Raw genomic sequence first — 16514 nt, 5'->3', positions numbered from 1 at the left:
GATGACGTGGTTAATATATCGTTTACCGGAGGAGAGAAGCACGGTTATCCCCGTACAATTGGCGTGCGTGGTTGGGCGCTCTTCAGTTCCAATGTTGCCGGGGAATACAGGAACGGGCGGCAATGCCGCCCGTTCTGTCGTCGTTTAGATTGAACTAGTTGCAGTTCACGTCGCGCGGACGGCAACCTCCGCCGCCATCGCCACGATATCTGGGCCGGTCGTTCCCGCGTTCGATCTGCTGCTGACTATTATTACGGCGTTCGATCCGCTGCTGATTGTTGTTATTTCGCTCGAACTGTTGTTGGCTATTATAGTTGCGGCGCTCAATGCGCTCGCGATCGCGTTCCCGCCGATTGTTCTGTTCATTTTCGAACTGCCGGGCGTTGTCCTCACGGCGGCGTTCGATGCGTTCCCGGTCACGGTCGCGTGTCGGACGTTCAATGACGATGCCGTCGGTATTGTTGTAACGCGGGCGCTCGTACGTGTTGTAATCACGGCGTGGCCGGCGATCCGGATTGTAGCGGTCCCTGTCGCGGTCGCGGCGGTAGTAATCCCGCTCCCTGTAGAAGTCACGGTTGCGATAGTACCGATCCCAGTAGTTTCCGATTTCGAAGGTCACCAGCGGAATGCCGAGCGTGCCGTAATAGTCCGGCTCGACGTAAACGCGGCGCTGCTGGTACTGCGCCTGAACATAACGGCCAGCGACCCAGCCGCGGCCGTTATAGAAGGAGACGTCGCACCACGGCGTGTCGGCAAGGCAGCCGTGAATTTCGACCGGAGTTCCAACCGGAATGACGGTGACAGCGGGGTAGCGGGTGCTGGGACCGGAGCGCATGTTGACATTCGCCGTCGCAAAACCTTCAGCCGCCTGAGCGGCAGCGGGCAACAGAAAAGCCGCCGCCGTGGCGGCTATCGCCATGAGTGCTGATTTCAATGAATATCGTCGCGGTAGTGTCATCGGTTTTCCATCCCTATCGATCCGGCGGACGCTGGTCAGTGCAAGCGCGCGGTTTCCTGCAAACACCGTTGTTTTTGTGTCTTTTTTGAGGTGATTGGAGCGTCCGGCTCTATGTTCCGTGCCATGGAACGCGCAAGGCTCGTGCTTCGTTCCGCGCTTGGCCGGGAAGGGCGCGCAGCACCGTGATGGCGGGCGGCGGGAGTTAGTGAATTGAAGACCGGTCGGGCGGCAGGAAACCGTGGTTTGGTGCGATCAACAGGGGAACCAAATCCGGGCTTATGCGTTGTGGGAACATTGAAAAAGGAGCCCAGACCATGGTCGAAAAGAAATTCGCAGCTGTTTCCAACGATGCCAATGTCGCCGAGATCGAAGCCGGTACGGCAAAAGCCGATCTCGAAAACCAGCTGGCCGAGCTGCGCGCCGAGATTGCCCGCCTGACCGAATCGGTCAGCGCCATCGGCAGTAGCGCCAAGGCGGTGGCGGCTTCGGAGGTCGAGGTAATGACGGAACGCCTGCGTGACCGCATTCGCGAGGAGCCCGTGTCGACACTCCTGGCGATTGCCGGTGTTTCTTTTGTGATCGGCCTGCTGGCCCGAAGATAGAAGCGCCACGGGGTGTTCCCTTCGAAACTCCCGCGGGGTCGGGGTTCGTCCATAATGGTTCCTGCAGGCAGGAAGATTGTCCGGTGCGATGGCGCCGGACATGTCCGTTTGAGAGGAGGCCGGCACGGGCGATTTTTTCGCGTGACTTGAGATTGCGACCGTTAAGGAGCTGTTAACTATCGTGTGGCTCAATCGGACAGCGGATGGTGGATACCATCGGCATTCTCGCATGTAGACTGGCATGACATCCGGAAATCCCGGAAGAAGGAGCAACGAGAAAGGCGCAGATGCCCGAAGCTGAAAGGCTATGGGACGCGCCGGCCCGCAAAGCGGGCAGGGTGAAATCAGTACGGTAGTTCATCCGTCTCAACCATTTTTGGAGACGAGCATGGCAGAAATTATCAGACTGGAGGACCGCCTTGTGCGGGCACCGCCAAAACCATCCATGGGGCCGATTGTCCCCAGCAAGGCATTGATCCTGTTGTTTACCGGCATCCGCTACGAGCGGCTGGATGGTCACCCGGACAACACGCCGGCGAAACCAGCCCCCAGCCGGGCAAAGAAGCATTGATATTCTTTCCGGTTTGAAACCTCACGGTGAGGACTGGCGCCTGTTGGAATTATTTTTTGAAATTTCGTTGGTGAAGACCGTACGGCCGCGCCGCGCGGGGGCATTCTCCAAATATTACCGCCGGAAGGGCTCGCAGCTTGATTCGGCCAGGAAGTTGCGCACGGTTTCCTCATAGCTGCCCGTGGGCGCCAAGGCGCGCAGGACGGCATATCCCTCCTCGTCCGGCATGGCCACCATGATCGACTGGGCGAGAGCGGGTGGCGGCGTCTTTCTGAGATCGACAAGCTGGATCGGTGTTGCCATGACCAGATCAAGGTTGCCGTTGACGGCCGTATGATCGTTCATGCTGAAAATCTCGTTGGAATTGGCGTCATAGATCGCCAATGACCAGAAGGGGACGGCCCCCTTGGCGACGAACCGGGCTGGCCCGGCATCCACCGAAAATCCGCAGACGGCGACCCGCAGGAACGGATCGTCATTGGCAAGCCCCGTCGGGCCTGGCTCGCTGGTCAGCGGGAAGAAGCTATCCATCTCGTAGAGGCCGAGCACCCGGCTATAGGCGTCCTTGCCGGTAAATTGCGGCAAGGCGAGAATGATGACGATGTGCAGCAGGGCCGCGCCGACCAGGCCGACAAGGATGGCGAAAAATGCGCTACGCATTCGGGCACCCCGTCTTGATGATCTTCGGCATGGCGAGATCGATGACGCCGGAGGAACCGGCCGTCGGGGTGTCGAGCAGAGTCAGCACCAGTTTGAAGGCGCCGGTGCGGCGTATTGCCAGCCAGTTGTCGGGCTGGGCGACCGGCGAGACATGGATGACGAACGAACTGTCGGGCTGGCGCAGCACCGTCCAGGCGTTGATCGCCGACGGCAGTTCCGGGTCAGTCTTCATCGACTGGTCGTTGGCATTGGTGGCGTAGAGCGTCCAGAAACGGGCAGGCGGGGTGATGCCGGCGATATCATAGGTGCAGCCGGAGGACAGCTTCTCGCCGGTGCTGTCCATGGCAGCGGTAAACTGCAGGCCTTCGGCTCCGCCATACAGCAGCTTGCCGGCCCGCGCCCGGTGCGCCTTCGCATACGGATCGGTGTTTTCGGTCTGCGCGTCCGGAAAAGCCACCCATGGACCGAGCGCAATCGCCCCGAACCCGACCGTCGCCTTCAGCGCCGATACACTCGAAACGATGCCGGCGCCAAAGGCGACGGACAGGGCAAGGGCGACGAGGAGGGGGATGCGGAACAACGTGGACTACCGGTGATTTGATGGGGTGTCGAGGGAAAAGAATGGTTTCGGGAGTTCGGCAAGATACCCCCCTCTGTCACTCCGTGACATCTCCCCCACAAGGGGGGAGATTGGTCGCGAGTTCAGTGCTGCACCCGTCAGGTGGCCTGCGAAATCTATGGTAATCTCCCCCCTTGTGGGGGAGATGTCCCGGAGGGACAGAGGGGGGCGACTGGGCCGGAGGGCAGCCATCGCCGCCGTGATGGAAACATCACTGGCTCCCATCCCGGCCTCCTTTGACGATGGTGCCAGTCGGTTGCGGATCGAGTTCAGCGACCTTGCCGGGAGTTTCGGCCGGGACCTTCAGGTCAGGGGCCGTATCGAATTTTTCGCCCAGCGACTTCAGCATCCGGGTCACCTCCGACGAGAGCGAACGGGGGCGCACCAGCGGTGGCAGGGCATTTTCGTCGGCGGGTTTCGCGGCTGCGGTTTCCGCTTGCTTCTTCTTCGCATCCGGTCCTGGCAGCGGGTTTTTGATGCCGGGAATGGCCCGGTGCTCGATACCCTGCTCGGCATAGTCCATCAGCCGCTTGAAGGTCATGGCGGGGAGCGAGCCGCCGGTCATGTTGTTGGTCGAGGTATAGTCGTCGTTTCCGAACCAGACGGCGGTGGTGTAATCGCCGGTGAAGCCGACGAACCAGGCGTCGCGATAGGCTTGCGTCGTGCCGGTCTTGCCGCCCGTGACGATGCCGTTGTCGAGGGCTGCCTTGCGGGCCGTGCCGATGACCGGGATCTGGGTCAGCATGTAGTTCATCGAGGCGTTGGCCTGCTCGCTGACAACGCGCTGGGCGGGCGGTTCGTCGCGATTGAAATCATAGAGAATATCGCCGTCATAATTGAGGATCTGGCTGATACCGTGGCGGCGCGATTGCAGGCCGCCCGCCGGAAAGACCGCGTAGGCCGTCGCCTGATCGAGCACTGTGACTTCGGACGTGCCGAGCGGCATGGTCTTATCGGTGCGGATCGGCGTTTCGACGCCCATCTTCTTGGCGGTTTCGGCGATGATCTCGGTGCCGAGCGTATCCTTGGCAAGCCGCACCGGCACGGTGTTGATCGATTTGGCGATGGCGGTGAGCAACGTCACCTTGCCGGAATAGCTGCCCTTCGAATAGTTCTGCGGCGACCAGCCGCGCCAGGTGATCGGCGCATCGCTGATCGTTGATTCCGGCTTCAGGCCCGTCTCCATGGCGGCCGTATAGGTGTAGACCTTGAAGGACGAGCCCGGCTGACGCAGCGCCTTGGTGGCGCGGTTGAACTGGCTTTCGCCATAGTCCCTTCCGCCGACCATGGCGCGGACCGGGCCGCCATTCTCGATCATCACCATGGCGCCCTGCTTGACCTTGTAGGTCTCGCCATATTGCCGAAGGCTCGATTCGACGGATTCTTCCGCCGCCTGCTGCAGGCCCATGTCGATGGTGGTGCGCACGACCAGCGAATGCTGGGCGAAGGGGGTGGCGATGCGCTTGGTTTCGTCGAAAGCCCAGTCGAGGAAGAAATCCGGCGCGCTGACTTCGGCGCGGTCGATGACCGTTGCCGGGTTGAGGCGCGCGGCAATCACCTGGCCTTCGGTCATCAGTCCGCCCTGGACGAGATTGGTCAGGACCTCGTTGGCGCGGGCGCGGGCGGCAGGCAGGTTGACATGCGGCGCATAGCGGGCTGGCGCCTTGAACAGGCCGGCCAGCATGGCGCTTTCGGCCAGATTGATATCGGTGATGTTCTTGCCGAAATAGAACTGCGACGCCGCCGCCGCCCCGAACGTGCCGCCGCCCATATAAGCGCGGTCGAGATAGAGGCGCAGGATTTCCTTTTTCGAGAGGTTGCATTCGAGCCAGACGGCCAGGAAGGCTTCCTTGATCTTGCGCTCGATGGTGCGCTCGTTCGACAGGAACAGGTTTTTCGCCAGCTGCTGGGTGAGCGTCGAGCCGCCCTGGACAACGCCGCCGGCGCGCGCATTGATGGTCATGGCGCGGGCAAGGCCGAGGAAGTCGATGCCGTAATGATCGAAGAAGCGGCGGTCTTCGGTGGCAAGCACCGCCTTGACCAGCGTGTCCGGCAGTTCATCGATCGGCACGGAATCCTCGTGGATGATGCCGCGATGGCCGATCTCGTTGCCGTAGCGGTCGAGGAACGTAACGGCGAAATCGCCCTGCGCCCGCCAGTTGCCCTTGGTGTCTTCAAAGGCCGGAAGGGCGAGTGCCAGCATCAGCACCGAGCCAACCGTGCCCCAGGTCATGCCTTCGCCAAGCACCTCGAACACAGCCTTCTTCCAGCCGCGAACGCGAAAACGGCGGAAGAAGATGGTGATGTCCTCCCACCAGACGCCAAGCCGGAAACCGGCATTCCAGACGGTCGAATCGATCCAGGAATCGATGCGCAGCAGGATATGGCGCTTCCTCGGACGGTCATCCTGTGCGGCGCCGTTTTCCGGGTTCGGGCTGTCGTCTTGGCTTGGATCCTGCAACGCGATCGCATCCTGGTGGCTTCAAATCCCATGCGATATTTGCATGGGCCGGGTTTCTATTCTACGCCGATATCGATAATGAGCCTTAAAAAACCGGCAATGTTTTGTAAAATTGTCGCCGAAATCCAACAGATGGAAGAATGAGCGTCATGGGCGAACAGCCCTTCTGGAAGACAAAAACGCTGGCCGAGATGACGGGCGCTGAATGGGAAAGCCTGTGCGATGGCTGCGGGCTCTGTTGTCTCAACAAGCTGGAAGACTGGGATACGGGCGAGATCGCCTGGACCAATGTCGGCTGCACGCTGCTCGATGGCGAGAGCTGCCGATGCAAGGATTATCCCAACCGGCAGGCGACGGTGCCGGACTGTATCCAGCTGACGCCGGAAGAAGTGGAAACCTTGAGCTGGCTGCCGCCGACCTGCGGCTACCGGCTGGTGCGCGACGGGATCGATCTCTACTGGTGGCATCCGCTGGTATCCGGGGATCCGGAAACCGTGCATCAGGCGGGCATTTCGGTGCGCGGCCGCACGGTCAGCGAAGACGATATCGACGTCGAGGACCTCGAGGATTATCTGGTGGAATGGCCGCTGACGGTGGGCGAACACAGCGCACGCTAAGGGCTATTGCGCCGGAACCGCCGGTTTCAAAAGGCTTTTCGGCGCGACGTTGCGCCAGGCGGTATCCATTACATGGCCGATGATGTCGTCATCGGCGTCCATGAAATAGACGGATGTCCAGCCTTTCAGACCCCAGCCGCCGGGGACGGCAGCGCAAACGCCGGGCTCGGTTTCGAGGAACAGTTTCTGCTGGTCAGGGGTGAACTTGACGACCGCACGGCCGGCTTCCGGCAGGGACATGAAGATGCGGTTGCCGACGCGAAAATCGCGCTTGCCGAAATGGGCGCTCTCGACGGCTCCCGGCAGGCCCAAAGCCCGCTTTTCCAGGTCCTCGGTTCTCATCGGAAAAGTGTAACACGCCCGGGAAGATGCGCAAAACTCAAGAAAATAATCCTAATAGGAAAATAATCCTTGACGGCGTGACGGTTGTTTGATAGGGTTATGGCACAGTCGGAAAAGTGGGTGAGGCGGGATGCTTCGGCACTCTTGCAGTAGCGATGTTGGCCGGGTTTTCCGGATGATTTGAGATTGCGGCCCCCTCATCCGGCCCTGCGGGCCACCTTCTCCCCGTTGGGGAGAAGAGGGAGAGAGCGGCGGGTTCCGCGGCGTGATTTGGTTTTCAAAGTGGTCACCCCACCCCGGAGCTGCGCCCTCAAGGCGAGGGTGAGTTTCAAAGGACATTGTCATGACGTCTGATCTGGATTTCGATCCGGAGCTGTTTGGCCTGTGGCCGAAGGCGCCGGTCTATGGCGGGGTGGTGGCGCAGGATGTGGATGCGGAGCTTGAGGATATTGCCCGGCGGGTGATCCTCGAGACCAAGGCGGAGACCGTCTCGCCGCTCGATGAGCTGCAGGACATGCTGAACGGCATGACGAGGGAATTGCGCGAGCAGATGCAGCAGTTCCAGCGGTTGCGGCTTTTGGCTGACGGCAGGGCGGAGGCGGTGGGCGAGGAGATCGACCGCAAACTGATCCAGGCCGACGCCAAGGCGAGCATCGAGGCGATGTCGGTGATCGTGCGGACATTGGAAAAGATCGACAGCCTGCAAAGGACGATTGCGCATGACCGGCAGATGATGGCTGAGCGGGACTTCGATGAGGCGGGTTTTCAAAAGCTTCAGTTTGAGTTCGAAGCCCGGATTGAAAGCCGAGCACAGGATATTGCCCGTGAACGCGAACAACAACGAGCGAGAGAGACGGCAACTGGATGCGTTGAGGCAGAGCGTTCGCTTGCCGAGCGAGCCATCGGCGACGCCCGGTCCAGTGGACCGTCGTGAGCGGTGCCGGACGAAGACCTTGACTGGAAAGAAGGATGGGATCGCCGCATTTCACAGTACCGGAGTGGGCCGGACGCTCGATCTGCACGTCAATACCGAACGGTTGCTGGAACGGCTGAAGGGTAACCTGTTGCGAGATAATCGGGAGCAGGCTGCTAGTGGCGAGAAGGGGCACTATGCGGCGCCCGCTAACGTAATCGAAGAACCGTTGAGTGGCACAATGGCCAATCCCGTTGGGAACCTGCAAGGTCTGGCCCTCGGCACCGGCGACACGTTGTTAACCAGCGGAAATCCTCCCCAAGCTGTAGGTTCTCCTGCAGGACATGCGGGAGCGGCCAAGGTTTTTATGATCGCCGACGCGGCCAGAATCCATCGTCTGCTCGCGACCTGGAGCAATACCAGCCGTTCAGAACAAAGGCCGCCGGAAGGCGATTGGCGGGTCTGGCTTCTGATGGGTGGGCGCGGGTCGGGAAAGACGCGGGCGGGCGCCGAATGGATACAGGAATTGGCGGCCGGAAAGACGGCACGGCCGGGATTGCGGATCGCGCTGGTGGCCGAGACGTTGGGTGATGCCCGCGAGGTGATGATCGACGGTGTGTCCGGCATCTGCCGGATTGCCCGAAGAAACAGACCGGATTTCGAGGCGTCGCGGCGCAGGCTCATTTGGCCGAACGGCACGGTGGCGCAGATCTTTTCATCGGAAGACCCCGAAAGCCTGCGCGGGCCGCAATTCGATTACGCCTGGTGCGACGAACTGGGTAAATGGAAACACGGGCAGGAGACTTGGGATATGCTGCAGTTTGCGCTGCGGCTTGGCGATCGTCCACGCGCTTTGGTGACGACGACACCACGACCGGTGCCGGTGCTGAAGGCGCTGATCGCCGATCCCGGCACGGCGGTGTGCCGCATCCGCACTAGCGACAACGCCGTCAATCTGGCACCCGGGTTTCTTGCAGCCATGAGCGGGCGGTATGGCGGCACGCGTCTGGGACGGCAGGAACTGGACGGCGAACTGATCGAGGATCGCGAGGATGCGCTCTGGTCACGCGCCGGGATTGAGGCGCTGAAACTGCGCGATACCGGGCCGCTTGGCCGGATCGTCGTTGCGGTCGATCCGCCGGCGGGCATGGGGCAGGGCTCTTGCTGCGGTATCATCGTGGCGGGGCTTGATCGCACCGGGCGTGGTGTCGTGCTGGCCGACTGTTCTGTCGAGGGCGCAAGCCCGGCCGGATGGGCGAATGCGGTGGTGCGCGCTTTCAGGCGTTTCGATGCCGACCGGATCGTTGCCGAGGTCAATCAGGGCGGCGACATGGTCTCTGCCGTGCTGCGCGGCATCGATGCGCAGCTGCCGGTGACATCAGTGCGGGCATCGCGTGGAAAATGGCTGCGGGCGGAACCGGTGGCAGCGCTCTACGAACAGGGCCGGGTGGTGCATGCCGGGTCGTTTGCGGCATTGGAGGACCAGATGTGTGATTTCGGGCCGGATGGATTGTCGTCAGGCCGTTCACCGGACCGGCTGGATGCGCTGGTCTGGGCGCTGACGGCACTTATGCTGGACGGCGGCGGCGAGCCACGGGTCAGGGGGATTTGAGGAGTGATGCCACGATCTCCCTCTTCTCCCGGCGGGGAGAAGTGCCGAGCGGATACGAGGCGATGAGGGGGGCTTTCGGTGAGTTCAGAGCATGCCGCCCCCTCATCCGGCCCTTCGGGCCACCTTCTCCCCGCTGGGGAGAAGAGGGATTACGCCGAACGCCATATGCGATTGTCTACCCTCAAGGGAAGGAACATGGCTTCAAGGTGAGACTATTGGCGGGTTATTTGCCTGCCGTGGCAACGGGCCTTGGTGCCGCAGAGGCGGTTTCGCGAATCTCGCGCCATTCGTTTTCGAGGCGGTCGAACAGGGCCTGGGAAATTTGCTGAGCCGGCATGGGCGATCCTTTCGTTGATTTCTGCAACGGCCGATAACGCAGGCGGGACTGGAAGGTTCCGCAGCGGTTGTGTGCTGGCAGTTGAAAAATACGCAGGAGCGATCAGCGCTTGCCGTCTTCGTCCGCGGGAGACTTCGGCGCGGAGGACGCATTGGCGCGCATCTGCTGCCAGGCGTTTTCGAACCGGTCGAGGATATGCTGCGGGACCGTTGCGCGGGTGGTGTCGGCCTGTATCTTGCTTTGCGCGTTCATTCGATCCTCCTCGATCAGGGACAACATCATGTTGCTCAATTCAGATTTCATATCTTAAACGCAAAGTAAATCAGGGCATTAAACAGTTTAAACGATTTAAATTGGTTAAATCGATTTAGAGTCACGAGATTTTTTAGGGTCGTGCGACCGGAAACGGAGAAAGAATGCCGTTTGTGCGAAAAGCCTTCTTTGATGCGGTGCGTGTTTCCCTGTTCGACGCCGTGTTGAAACGGCATCAGGTGGCGGGGCTGACGGCGATTCTTGATCGCGGCGAAAGCGCCGTAGCGCTTGATGACCGTTGGCTCGCCTATATGCTGGCGACGGCGCATCACGAAACCGGGCGGACGATGCAGCCGGTGCGCGAGACGTTTGCCGCAAGTGACGCACGGGCGATCGTCCTTCTCGACCGCGCGTTTGAACAGGGCCGTCTACCTTCCGTCTCGACGCCCTATTGGCGGCGGGACGTGGAGGGAAAGACCTGGCTTGGGCGCGGGCTGGTGCAGCTGACGCACAGGGCCAATTACGAAAAGATGACGCTTGCAACCGGGGTCGACCTTATCGCCCAACCGGAGCGGGCGATGGAGATGGGTGTTGCCGTCGACATCCTGTTCATCGGCATGCAGACCGGCGCGTTTACCGGCAAGAGGCTCGGGCAGTATTTCTCACAAGACAAAGAGGATTGGACCGGCGCCCGGCGGATCATCAACAGCCGCGACAGGGCGGCGCTGGTGGCAGGCTATGGCAGGCGATACCTGGCGGCGCTCCGCGACGCCCGGGCAGCTTAGGCGCTTCCGGTTTCTTTTTCCCTTTCGATCCGCGCTCAAGCGGCCATCAAGGATCACGACCGATGAAAAATCCATTCCGTCTGCCGTGGCGCCGCCCGGTGGAGAACGCGCACGAAACCAAGGCCGCATCGGGCTTTGTTACCCTTGCACAGGAGGGGCGAGCGCACTGGACCGGGCGGTCCTATGCGGCACTTGCCCGCGAGGGGTTCATGCGCAATCCGGTGGCGCACCGGGCCGTGCGGCTGATTTCGGAGGGGGCGGCAAACGTGCCGCTGCTGGTCTACGAGGGAACGCAGGAGCGGAGCGAGCATCCGGTGCTGGCATTGCTGGCACGGCCGAATGGGCGGATGGGCGGGCATGATTTTCTGGAAGCGCTCTACGGCCATCTGCTGTTGTCCGGCAATGCCTATATTGATGCGGCCGAGATCGGTGGCACGGTGCGTGAACTGCATCTGCTGAGGCCGGACCGGGTTCGCGTCCTTGAAGGGCGGGATGGCTGGCCGGAGGGGTATGAGTACCGGGTGGGCAATCTGGCGCGGCGGATTTCGGCTGGTGACGATGGATTGCTGCATCTGAGGCTGTTTCATCCGCTTGACGATCATCTCGGCTTTCCGCCGCTGGCGGCAGCGCAGATGGCGCTCGATCTCTCCAATGCGGCGGCGACCTGGAACAAGGCGCTGCTCGACAATTCCGCCCGGCCTTCCGGCGCGCTGGTCTACCAGCCGAAGGAGGGCGGCAATCTCTCGGCCGATCAGTACGACCGGCTGAAGAGCGAGCTGGAGGACGGCTATTCCGGCCCGATCCGCGCCGGGCGGCCGCTGCTTCTAGAAGGCGGGCTGGACTGGAAGGCGATGGGGCTTTCGCCGAAGGACATGGATTTCGTTGAGGCCAAGAATGGTGCTGCGCGCGACATCGCGCTTGCCTTCGGCGTGCCGCCGATGCTGCTCGGCATTCCCGGCGACAACACCTATGCCAACTATCAGGAGGCCAACCGCGCGCTTTACCGGCTGACTATCCTGCCGATGGTTTTTCGCACCGCAGCAGCTTTGTCCGGCTGGTTTTCCGGGCGATTGGGCGAGGCGCTGAAACTGGTGCCGGATCTTGATCAGGTAACCGGATTGACTGGCGAGCGCAGCGAGATCTGGGCACGGATGAAGGATGCGGATTTTCTGACCGACGAGGAGAAGCGGCAGGCGGTGGGCTATTGAAGTGACGCGTGAGGCTGCGGATTCAGTTTCTCAATCTCGCCCTGCAACCGATTCAAAAGATTCAGAGAATGCTTCAGCTCACGCGACGTCATGCTGTGCATCACCTCGCGGCAGTTGGCTGCGGTTGGGTGAAGATGATGCAATTCCGATAATAGCATCAAGGGCTTAACAAATGGCTGATTTTGGCAATGACCCGGGCCTTTGGGCTGCCAAGGGGATCGGCGCTGCGGCCGGGGCTGCGGTGTCGCTGATATACATGCTGCCGAAGGGCCGGCGTGAGGCTGCTTCCCGCTTTTTCACCGGCCTTTCCTGTGGGCTGATTTTCGGCGGGCCGGCGGGGCTGTGGATTGTCGGCAAGCTCGATATTGCCGGCAGCCTTTCAGGTGCCGAGGTGATGCTGACGGGTTCGGCGGCGGCGAGCCTTATGGCCTGGTGGGTAATGGGAGCGGCCGTGCGCGTGGCAGAGCGGTTCGGCAGGCGGCCGGATTAGGCAGGCACAAGTGGCGCTGCCGGCTATCGCCCCGGGCGGAGCAAATGTTTCCGCCCGGGTGTGTTCCTGCCGCATCGCATCCTGCGTCAGTCCACGGCCGTCCCTCGAAGACGACCCGGGTCGAGATAGGCCGGGGTCGCGAGCGATCAACCCCGGGTTTTGAATAATTTTGGTAGCAAGGCGTTGACGCCTTCGGCTGGCCTTGCCGTCCTCTGCATTTCCAATCATCGGAGAAAGACACATGACGACCGACAGGATGCCTGTCTGGCGAACGCAGAAGTTTGCCAACCTGACGTTGTCCGGGGTGACCGGGGAGGGCCGGTTTTCCGGCTATGCCAGCGTTTTTGGCGAGGTGGATCTTGGCAAGGATGCGATAGCGCCGGGCGCTTTCCAGCAATCACTCATCCGGCGCGGGGCATCTGGTGTGCGCATGCTGTTCCAGCATGATCCCGGCGAGGCGCTTCGGTCTCCCCACGAATATCGATATCATCGGCACAATGAATACAGCCGACCGATCTATCGCGCTGTTGGACACGGCGCTCACAGCTGAACGCACGGGCGGGATTAAAGCATTTGAGTCGGTAAAGTTTCGTTAACAATGTTGCCGCCGTTTAAGGAGGATGGGCGTTTCGACGCAAAGGCGACGGGCTGTAACCAGCGACATGCATGCGCGGCTCAATGCGCTGGCGAAGTAGTTTAATTCACAGCCAACACTTAGGTGCTGTTCTACACCACCAAGCGCGTCGGCGGGGGAGTGCAAAATTTCGAGGCTATCAAGCTGATTAAATTCGCGGCATCTTGAATAAGCGTAAGGCCGCCCTTTCTCAAAGGGTGCAACCATTCGCGCCGCGGTCTTCCCTGCCGCAGTGCGCGAGGGTGGACGCAGCTCCCCTCCCGCTGCGTCCACCCATTTTCTTGCCCCATTGCCTCATCGCGACGGAGATATCCATGACCATCACCGAACTGGCGCCGCCGCTCGGCGAGCCGCTGACGCTTGCCGAGACCAAGGCACATCTGCGTGTCGAAACCAGCGCCGACGATACGCTGATCGCCGGGCTGATCCGCACCGTGCGCGAACATCTGGAGCGGCAGACAGGACTATCGCTTTTGACCCGGACCTTCCGGCTCTATCTCGACGACTGGCCGCCGGGGCGGGTGATTCAGATTGGCAGGGGGCCGGTGCAAACGATTGAAGCGGTTACGGTTTATGATGCGGCCGGCCTGCCTGTTACCATCGATGCCACCGGTTTCGTGCTGGACGGCCAAGCGCGTCCGGCGCGGCTGATCTTGCCGCGGCAACCGGAGCCGGGACGGGCGATCAACGGTATCGAGATCGATTTTTCGGCCGGTTTCGGCGCGACCGGTGCGGATGTGCCGGACATGTTGAAACGGGCGATGCTTCTACACCTGGCGCTGCTCTACGAGTTTCGCGGCGCGGTTTCGCCGGGCAGCCAACCGGCGGCGGTGCCTGCCAGCTACGACCGGCTGATCGCGCCCTTTTGCCGGCGGGGGCTTTGAGCATGGGAACCGTCATGCTCGATCCCGGGCAATTATCGGCGCGGCTGGACCTGGAGATGCGCAATGATGCCGGTGATGGCCAGGGTGGTATTGTGGCGGGTTTTGTGCCGGTGACGTCGCTCTGGGCGCGGATCGAACACGTTTGCGTCAGCGAGGAGGAGCGGGCGGATGCGGAGATGTTCACCGTGACGCACCGTATCTGGATCCGGTTTCGCGAGGATATCGCGGCGGATATGCGGTTTTGCAAGGGGGCGCGGATTTTTACGATCCGGGCCTTTCACGATCCGGACGAGACACGGCGCTATCTCGTCTGCCGTTGTGCGGAGGAGGGGCGATGAGTGCGGCGGGAGCCTTGCAGAAGGCAGTCTTTGCAAAGCTTGCCGGAGACCTGGCGCTGACGGCGTTGATCGGGCCGGACGGGGTTCACGATCATCTGCAGCCACGATCGCATAGGCCCTGCATTGTTATCGCCGCAATCGAGAGCCGGGATGCTTCGACGGCCAGTGAAGCGGGGGAAGAGCATCTGGTCACGCTGGAGGCGCGCACGGGCGAAGGTGGAAACCGGGTGGTGCAGGAGATTGCCGCACGGGTGCGGACGCTGCTGCACGATACGCCTCTCGTTCCTACCGGGTTTGCGTTGGTCAGCATCCTGCATCAACGCACGAAGACAAAGCGTGATGCCAAGGCCAAGGGGCATGTGGCGGAAATGGTGTTTCGGGCAGTAACGGAATGACGTTTCGCTTGGCGAAATAGGATTTCATCGGCGTCCCCAGCGGGCGCCTTTTTTGTTTCTGGAAGGATGAAACATGGTGGCGCAGAAGGGGAAGGATCTTCTCTTGAAGATCGACAATGGCGGTTCTTACCTGACGGTGGCGGGGCTGCGGTCGAAACGGCTGGCGTTCAATGCCGAGACGGTGGACGCGACGGATGCGGAATCCGCGGGCCGATGGCGGGAGCTTCTGGGTGGCGCGGGCGTGCAGCGCGCCTCCATATCGGGCGCCGGTATCTTCAAGGATCAGAGTTCGGATGCGCTGGTGCGGGCAGCTTTCTTTAACGGCGCCATCCTCAACTGGCAGATCGTCATTCCGGATTTCGGCACGCTGACCGGGCCGTTCCAGGTGACGGCGCTCGAATATTCCGGCCAGTACAATGGCGAAATCCTTTTTGAAACGGCGCTGGAATCGGCCGGTGCTCTGACCTTTGCGGCGCTGTGATGAGCGGGCGGAGTACGGGAACGGCAGGCCGGGCGAACCGGCATCGCGGCGAGGTGGAGGCGGTCATCGGCGGTGAGCGGCGCATCCTCTGCCTGACGCTCGGCAGTCTGGCCGAGTTGGAGATGGCGTTTGCGGCTGACAATCTGATGGATCTGGCGGCACGGTTTTCCGCCGGGCGGCTGAAGGCAGAGGACATGATCCGGATCTTGAGCGCCGGTCTGCGCGGTGGCGGCAATCTGGTGTCGGACGAGGATGTTGCTGTCATGAGCCTCGACGGCGGCATTGCCGGGCTGGCGCGGCTGACCAGCGAACTTCTGGCGGCGACTTTTGGTGGCGCGGAGGACGGCGCAAACCCTTGAGTGCCGCAGCGGGCAATGGCTTGCCGCCTCCGTTTCCGTGGGGGCCGGTGATCCATGCCGGGCTTTGCCTGCTGCGGCTTCCAGCCCCCGTCTTCTGGTCGATGACGCCGCGCGAGATGCAGGCCGCATTCGGTGGGCTGCAGCCTGCCGCTGCCGTTGCGGATCGCTCTGGCATGGAGGCGCTGATGGCGGCGTTTCCAGACTGAGATGGTGAGCCTTTTTCGAGGAGATCGTGATGGAACAGGACGAGATCGGGTTTTCGGCAGCGGCCGATGATGCGGATGCCTGGAAGGATGTGCTCGACGATCTGGAGCGGCGTTCGCGCTCGTTCGGTTCGGCGCTGACCGGGGCTTTGGCCTCGGCGACGCGGGGCGGCAAGGGGCTGGAGGATGTGCTGCGTGGCGCCGGATTGCGGCTGACGGAGATCGCGCTTTCAGCAGGGTTGAAGCCGCTCGAGGGACTGCTCGGATCGGCGATCTCGGGGCTTGCCGGGAGTTTTGGGGGCGCGACGGCTTTTGCCAATGGTGGCGTGCCGGGCAGGGTGACGCCGTTTGCTGCTGGAGGTGTCGTCTCAACGCCGACCTATTTTCCAATGGATGGACAGATGGGGCTGATGGGCGAGGCCGGATCGGAGGCGATATTGCCGTTGAAGCGCGGTTCGGATGGATCGCTGGGCGTGGCGTCCTCAGGTGGCGGTGGGCCGATGAATGTCGTCTTCAATGTGACGGCGTCTGATGTGCAGAGTTTTCGAAAGTCGGAGGGGCAGATCGCGGCGATGCTGACGCGCACGGTGGGGCGGGGACGGCGGGGGATTTGAGGAGAGGCTTCTCCGTCGCGGTGGCCATCACCCTCAGATCATGTGTTCGGGCCGACCGACCAGATCATCGCCCAGATCGAGGAGCTTTTTCCAGACTGGTTATCCCGTCGGGACCTTCCGGATTGCATCGATGTGACGTTGCATCGGCGGCAAAGTGGCATGAGGGAGGCAAGCTAGCT

Annotated in this window: 21 protein-coding genes and 2 pseudogenes; 17 read left to right on the top strand and 6 right to left on the bottom strand. The window is 61.7% G+C overall.

What is annotated here, in order from left to right; genetic code table 11:
• Positions 1–154 precede the first annotated feature (154 nt).
• On the bottom strand, positions 155–934 hold the full coding sequence (locus tag ASC96_RS14100; protein ID WP_060503676.1) for an SH3 domain-containing protein: 780 nt from the start codon (positions 932–934) through the stop codon (positions 155–157).
• A gap of 338 nt (positions 935–1272) precedes the next feature.
• Between ASC96_RS14100 and ASC96_RS14095 the strand changes: the two genes are divergently transcribed.
• Both ASC96_RS14095 and ASC96_RS14090 read left to right on the top strand, forming a co-directional pair.
• Positions 1273–1560, top strand: a complete 288-nt coding sequence (locus ASC96_RS14095) for a hypothetical protein (protein ID WP_060503675.1) — start codon at positions 1273–1275, stop codon at positions 1558–1560.
• A 388-nt stretch (positions 1561–1948) separates the two neighbouring features.
• Positions 1949–2131 carry a hypothetical protein gene (locus tag ASC96_RS14090; protein ID WP_112834541.1) on the top strand — a complete coding sequence of 61 codons (183 nt, stop codon included), beginning with the start codon at positions 1949–1951 and terminating at the stop codon, positions 2129–2131.
• A 114-nt stretch (positions 2132–2245) separates the two neighbouring features.
• Here ASC96_RS14090 and ASC96_RS14085 read toward each other — a convergent pair whose 3' ends face one another.
• The 3 genes from ASC96_RS14085 to ASC96_RS14075 all read right to left on the bottom strand — a co-directional run bounded on the left by ASC96_RS14085 (position 2246) and on the right by ASC96_RS14075 (position 5871).
• Positions 2246–2791: a hypothetical protein gene (locus ASC96_RS14085; RefSeq protein ID WP_060503673.1), complete on the bottom strand. Its 546-nt coding sequence runs from the start codon at positions 2789–2791 to the stop codon at positions 2246–2248.
• A complete protein-coding gene (locus ASC96_RS14080; protein WP_060503672.1) occupies positions 2784–3371 on the bottom strand; it encodes a DUF1214 domain-containing protein in 588 nt (195 codons plus the stop codon). Before ASC96_RS14080 ends, ASC96_RS14085 begins: the two co-directional genes overlap by 8 nt.
• A gap of 250 nt (positions 3372–3621) precedes the next feature.
• Complete coding sequence (locus ASC96_RS14075) at positions 3622–5871, bottom strand: transglycosylase domain-containing protein (protein WP_060503671.1); 2250 nt, start codon at positions 5869–5871, stop codon at positions 3622–3624.
• A gap of 149 nt (positions 5872–6020) precedes the next feature.
• Between ASC96_RS14075 and ASC96_RS14070 the strand changes: the two genes are divergently transcribed.
• Positions 6021–6488: a YcgN family cysteine cluster protein gene (locus ASC96_RS14070; RefSeq protein WP_060503670.1), complete on the top strand. Its 468-nt coding sequence runs from the start codon at positions 6021–6023 to the stop codon at positions 6486–6488.
• A 3-nt stretch (positions 6489–6491) separates the two neighbouring features.
• Here the strand turns inward: ASC96_RS14070 and ASC96_RS14065 are convergent, their stop codons facing one another.
• The gene (locus ASC96_RS14065) at positions 6492–6830 is read right to left on the bottom strand and encodes an MmcQ/YjbR family DNA-binding protein (RefSeq protein ID WP_060503669.1); all 339 of its coding nucleotides are present in this window, start codon (positions 6828–6830) and stop codon (positions 6492–6494) included.
• A gap of 343 nt (positions 6831–7173) precedes the next feature.
• Between ASC96_RS14065 and ASC96_RS14060 the strand changes: the two genes are divergently transcribed.
• Positions 7174–7764, top strand: coding sequence for a hypothetical protein (locus ASC96_RS14060; protein ID WP_060503668.1), 591 nt, complete (start codon positions 7174–7176; stop codon positions 7762–7764).
• 346 nt (positions 7765–8110) lie between these two features.
• Complete coding sequence (locus tag ASC96_RS14055; protein ID WP_244482050.1) at positions 8111–9355, top strand: terminase family protein; 1245 nt, start codon at positions 8111–8113, stop codon at positions 9353–9355.
• Positions 9356–9794: 439 nt separating this feature from the next.
• Here ASC96_RS14055 and ASC96_RS14050 read toward each other — a convergent pair whose 3' ends face one another.
• A complete protein-coding gene (locus tag ASC96_RS14050; protein ID WP_156393792.1) occupies positions 9795–9944 on the bottom strand; it encodes a hypothetical protein in 150 nt (49 codons plus the stop codon).
• 164 nt (positions 9945–10108) lie between these two features.
• Between ASC96_RS14050 and ASC96_RS14045 the strand changes: the two genes are divergently transcribed.
• From ASC96_RS14045 to ASC96_RS13995, 12 genes and pseudogenes are all read left to right on the top strand, one after another.
• Positions 10109–10729, top strand: a complete 621-nt coding sequence (locus tag ASC96_RS14045; protein WP_060503666.1) for a hypothetical protein — start codon at positions 10109–10111, stop codon at positions 10727–10729.
• A 62-nt stretch (positions 10730–10791) separates the two neighbouring features.
• On the top strand, positions 10792–11937 hold the full coding sequence (locus tag ASC96_RS14040; RefSeq protein WP_060503665.1) for a phage portal protein: 1146 nt from the start codon (positions 10792–10794) through the stop codon (positions 11935–11937).
• A gap of 172 nt (positions 11938–12109) precedes the next feature.
• Positions 12110–12427 carry a DUF6107 family protein gene (locus ASC96_RS14035; RefSeq protein WP_060503664.1) on the top strand — a complete coding sequence of 106 codons (318 nt, stop codon included), beginning with the start codon at positions 12110–12112 and terminating at the stop codon, positions 12425–12427.
• A gap of 241 nt (positions 12428–12668) precedes the next feature.
• Positions 12669–12890: pseudogene (locus ASC96_RS14030) on the top strand (HK97 family phage prohead protease); the annotation flags it as partial.
• Positions 12891–13127: 237 nt separating this feature from the next.
• A pseudogene (locus ASC96_RS33810) lies at positions 13128–13229 on the top strand (phage major capsid protein); the annotation flags it as partial.
• A gap of 146 nt (positions 13230–13375) precedes the next feature.
• Entirely contained in the window at positions 13376–13945 is a 570-nt protein-coding gene (locus ASC96_RS14025) for a phage head-tail connector protein (protein ID WP_060503663.1), read from the top strand.
• Between the two features lie 2 nt (positions 13946–13947).
• Complete coding sequence (locus ASC96_RS14020) at positions 13948–14283, top strand: phage head closure protein (protein WP_060503662.1); 336 nt, start codon at positions 13948–13950, stop codon at positions 14281–14283.
• A complete protein-coding gene (locus tag ASC96_RS14015) occupies positions 14280–14678 on the top strand; it encodes a DUF3168 domain-containing protein (protein ID WP_060503661.1) in 399 nt (132 codons plus the stop codon). Before ASC96_RS14020 ends, ASC96_RS14015 begins: the two co-directional genes overlap by 4 nt.
• A 73-nt stretch (positions 14679–14751) precedes the next feature.
• Complete coding sequence (locus tag ASC96_RS14010) at positions 14752–15159, top strand: phage major tail protein, TP901-1 family (RefSeq protein ID WP_060503660.1); 408 nt, start codon at positions 14752–14754, stop codon at positions 15157–15159.
• Positions 15159–15518: a gene transfer agent family protein gene (locus ASC96_RS14005; RefSeq protein WP_060503659.1), complete on the top strand. Its 360-nt coding sequence runs from the start codon at positions 15159–15161 to the stop codon at positions 15516–15518. Before ASC96_RS14010 ends, ASC96_RS14005 begins: the two co-directional genes overlap by 1 nt.
• A complete protein-coding gene (locus ASC96_RS14000; RefSeq protein WP_060503658.1) occupies positions 15515–15724 on the top strand; it encodes a rcc01693 family protein in 210 nt (69 codons plus the stop codon). Before ASC96_RS14005 ends, ASC96_RS14000 begins: the two co-directional genes overlap by 4 nt.
• A gap of 29 nt (positions 15725–15753) precedes the next feature.
• On the top strand, positions 15754–16335 hold the full coding sequence (locus ASC96_RS13995; protein WP_060503657.1) for a phage tail tape measure protein: 582 nt from the start codon (positions 15754–15756) through the stop codon (positions 16333–16335).
• Positions 16336–16514: the final 179 nt, after the last annotated feature.

It is taken from the genome of Rhizobium sp. Root1204, from assembly GCF_001424965.1.
Taxonomy (GTDB): Bacteria; Pseudomonadota; Alphaproteobacteria; order Rhizobiales; family Rhizobiaceae; genus Pararhizobium.
The sequence above is the reverse complement of the archived record's forward strand: the minus strand, read 5'-3'. Positions and strand labels throughout refer to the sequence as shown.

Bases quoted from the DNA above. Each gene is read 5' to 3' on its own strand.
- ASC96_RS14095 (WP_060503675.1), top strand. From the start codon at position 1,273: ATGGTCGAAAAGAAATTCGCAGCTGTTTCCAACGATGCCAATGTCGCC.
- ASC96_RS14090 (WP_112834541.1), top strand. From the start codon at position 1,949: ATGGCAGAAATTATCAGACTGGAGGACCGCCTTGTGCGGGCACCGCCA.
- ASC96_RS14085 (WP_060503673.1), bottom strand. From the start codon at position 2,791: ATGCGTAGCGCATTTTTCGCCATCCTTGTCGGCCTGGTCGGCGCGGCC.
- ASC96_RS14070 (WP_060503670.1), top strand. From the start codon at position 6,021: ATGGGCGAACAGCCCTTCTGGAAGACAAAAACGCTGGCCGAGATGACG.
- ASC96_RS14065 (WP_060503669.1), bottom strand. From the start codon at position 6,830: ATGAGAACCGAGGACCTGGAAAAGCGGGCTTTGGGCCTGCCGGGAGCC.
- ASC96_RS14060 (WP_060503668.1), top strand. From the start codon at position 7,174: ATGACGTCTGATCTGGATTTCGATCCGGAGCTGTTTGGCCTGTGGCCG.
- ASC96_RS14055 (WP_244482050.1), top strand. From the start codon at position 8,111: ATGATCGCCGACGCGGCCAGAATCCATCGTCTGCTCGCGACCTGGAGC.
- ASC96_RS14050 (WP_156393792.1), bottom strand. From the start codon at position 9,944: ATGAACGCGCAAAGCAAGATACAGGCCGACACCACCCGCGCAACGGTC.
- ASC96_RS14045 (WP_060503666.1), top strand. From the start codon at position 10,109: ATGCCGTTTGTGCGAAAAGCCTTCTTTGATGCGGTGCGTGTTTCCCTG.
- ASC96_RS14040 (WP_060503665.1), top strand. From the start codon at position 10,792: ATGAAAAATCCATTCCGTCTGCCGTGGCGCCGCCCGGTGGAGAACGCG.
- ASC96_RS14035 (WP_060503664.1), top strand. From the start codon at position 12,110: ATGGCTGATTTTGGCAATGACCCGGGCCTTTGGGCTGCCAAGGGGATC.
- ASC96_RS14025 (WP_060503663.1), top strand. From the start codon at position 13,376: ATGACCATCACCGAACTGGCGCCGCCGCTCGGCGAGCCGCTGACGCTT.
- ASC96_RS14020 (WP_060503662.1), top strand. From the start codon at position 13,948: ATGGGAACCGTCATGCTCGATCCCGGGCAATTATCGGCGCGGCTGGAC.
- ASC96_RS14015 (WP_060503661.1), top strand. From the start codon at position 14,280: ATGAGTGCGGCGGGAGCCTTGCAGAAGGCAGTCTTTGCAAAGCTTGCC.
- ASC96_RS14010 (WP_060503660.1), top strand. From the start codon at position 14,752: ATGGTGGCGCAGAAGGGGAAGGATCTTCTCTTGAAGATCGACAATGGC.
- ASC96_RS14005 (WP_060503659.1), top strand. From the start codon at position 15,159: ATGAGCGGGCGGAGTACGGGAACGGCAGGCCGGGCGAACCGGCATCGC.
- ASC96_RS13995 (WP_060503657.1), top strand. From the start codon at position 15,754: ATGGAACAGGACGAGATCGGGTTTTCGGCAGCGGCCGATGATGCGGAT.